2 protein-coding genes are annotated in these 2,320 nt (G+C 62.7%); both read right to left on the bottom strand.

Features of this window, described 5'->3' with window-relative positions; translation table 11 throughout:
- The coding region (locus I6U14_RS05250; RefSeq protein ID WP_296897462.1) for a nitrate reductase at positions 1–504 on the bottom strand (504 nt) is incomplete at its 3' end.
- Between the two features lie 201 nt (positions 505–705).
- Entirely contained in the window at positions 706–1,770 is a 1,065-nt protein-coding gene (locus I6U14_RS05245; RefSeq protein WP_296897460.1) for a hydrogenase small subunit, read from the bottom strand.
- Positions 1,771–2,320 lie beyond the last annotated feature (550 nt).

The raw sequence follows: 2,320 nt of genomic DNA, 5'->3' as shown, positions 1-2,320 counted from the left end.
GGGCGGCCCGCGGGGGGGGAGGGCAGTCAGGCCGGTAGCCAACGGCGTGGGTGCGATGATCCAGGGGACATAGTCGGCGACGGTGGGGTTGTGGAGGGCGGGGGGCATAAACCGCCGCGCGATGAGCGCAAGCAGCGACACCAGGGCGATGGGGCCGGGCGCCACACCGATGAAGGTCGGCAGCCCGGGCCAGGACACGCCGGTGAGGCTGGTGATGAACTCGATGTGCGGCACGATGCCCACCACCACCAGGAGCGTGGCGATGTGGAAGATGTAGGCCATCACCGTCTGGTAGATGGTGGCGGCATTGAACTCGCTGGCGGGCCAGGCACGGCTGAACACCGTGCGATAACCTTTGAAGTTGCCGAAGGCGTCCCTGGGCCGTGAGAGGTCGGCGCCGCGGGTCAGCACCAGCACGCCCACCAGGCGCAGGAAGATGCCGGCGACCAGGATGATCAGCGAGGCATGTATCGCCGGTCCGCGGGCGAAGTCGAGGAGTGTCATTGGTCAGTTTCCTCCGGTGGATGGCCCAAGTGGGTTGTTTTGCTGTGTTGCATGGGCTCTTTGGTGGCTTACGCTGTCGTTTGGGCTCGTCTGACCCCTTGTCGTTAAGCAGGCGGAGTGCGCCGCGGCGGTCACCGACAGGTGCTCGACCCCAGCATGGGCTGGCGGCCGGCCCTGTCGGTGCCGCCGGGCGGTGGTCCGTCAGCCCTCCGTCGCCTCCTCCTCGTGAACCTCGCGTTTCTTGCGCCGCGCCAGCACCGCAGCACCGGCACCGAGCGCGGCCCCGGCCACGGCCGCCGCGCCGAGCTTGGCACCGTCGCCGAAGTTGCCCTTGGCAACGGACTCATAAACGCCGCCCATATCCCAGAAACCGGGCTCGGAGCAGCCAATGCAGCCGTGTCCCGACTGGATCGGGAAACTGACCCCATTGTTCCATTTGATGTGCGCACAGGCGTTGTAGGCCACGGGCGCCTTGCAGCCGAGCTTGTACAGGCACCAGCCCTTGCGCGCGCCCTCGTCGTCGAAGGTCTCGGCGAACTGGCCGCGGTCATAGAAGGGCCGTCGGTAGCAGCGGTCGTGGATGTTCTCGCCGAAGAAGGCCACGGGGCGCCCCAGGTGGTCGACCTCCGGCAGCTTGCCCATGGTCAAGTACTGGGCGATGACGCCGGTGATGGCGAGCGGCATGGGCGGGCAGCCCGGCACGTTGATGATGGGCTTGTCCTTGATGATGTCGCCGGTCGCGACCGCCCTGGTGGGGTTGGGCTTGGCCATCGGGATGCCGCCGTAGGCGGAGCAGGTACCAATGTTGATGACAGCGGCCGCGTCGGCACAGACGTGCTCCAGTGTCTCTTTGTTACTGTGGCCCGCCACCGTGGAGCAGTACTCCAGCAACGGGATGGAGCCGTCCACCAGCACCAGGTATTTGCCCTTATTCGCCTGCATGGCCTCTTCGAGGGCGTGCTCCGCAGCGTCGCCTGCGGCCGCCTGCAGGGTGTGGTGATAGTCCAGCGAAATGAAATTGAACAGCAGGTTCTCGATGGTCGGTGCATGTGAGCGGGTCAAGGCCTCGGTACAGCCTGTGCATTCCTGGAATGACAGCCAGATCACCGATGGCCGGCGTGCCTCGGATAGGGCTTCCGCCATGGCCGCGGCGGTGGCGGCCGGAAGCGCCATTGCGGACGCCGTGGCCGAGCAAAACTGCAGAAAGGCTCGGCGGCTCACACCTTGGCTGCGCAGAATGTCGCCCAAGGTTGGTTCATAGGCCATCGGAGATCCTCCGTTTACGATCGTGTACGCTCGTGTCGGGTGCGCGCCCTGCGATAGGGCTGCCTCCAGACCGGAGCCTCAGACGGCCGACCCGATCCAGCGTGAGCGGGCCTACACTCCGGTTTTTCTCGTAAAAACAGAGCTGAACCGTGCGTAGAACCGGCTCCGGCCCTGCCGTGGGAATAACTGTAATTGCAAAAACGCGATTGAGAATTCGCCCTTCGCCCGGAACTTGATACACATCAAAGCAGCGATTAAAAGAGCCGCGCACTGCCTTCCTCTTTTCGCAGAATCACTCCGTATTTTCAACAATGCAAGAACCTGCAATCACCGATGATTGACAATTATCAATAGAGGTTTTTCACTAGTTCATTGAAAGGCAGATTAATAAACAAGCTATTTGTCAAATTAAGAAAATGGTGGATTACCGATGAGTAGAGGTTAGATAAGGACGCAGCGTATTCACTGCCTCCTTTCTGCGCCCAATAGCCCAAAACGTGTTCGGTGGAAGCGCAAACGCGGCGAAGGGGCGACTAGGGAAGCGCCGATT

The sequence above is a fragment of the Thiohalocapsa sp. genome (assembly GCF_019695415.1).
Classification (GTDB): domain Bacteria; phylum Pseudomonadota; class Gammaproteobacteria; order Chromatiales; family Chromatiaceae; genus Thiohalocapsa.
The sequence above is the reverse complement of the archived record's forward strand: the minus strand, read 5'-3'. Positions and strand labels throughout refer to the sequence as shown.

Excerpts from the sequence above, each read along its gene's own strand:
- I6U14_RS05245 (WP_296897460.1), bottom strand. The coding sequence starts at position 1,770 with ATGGCCTATGAACCAACCTTGGGCGACATTCTGCGCAGCCAAGGTGTG.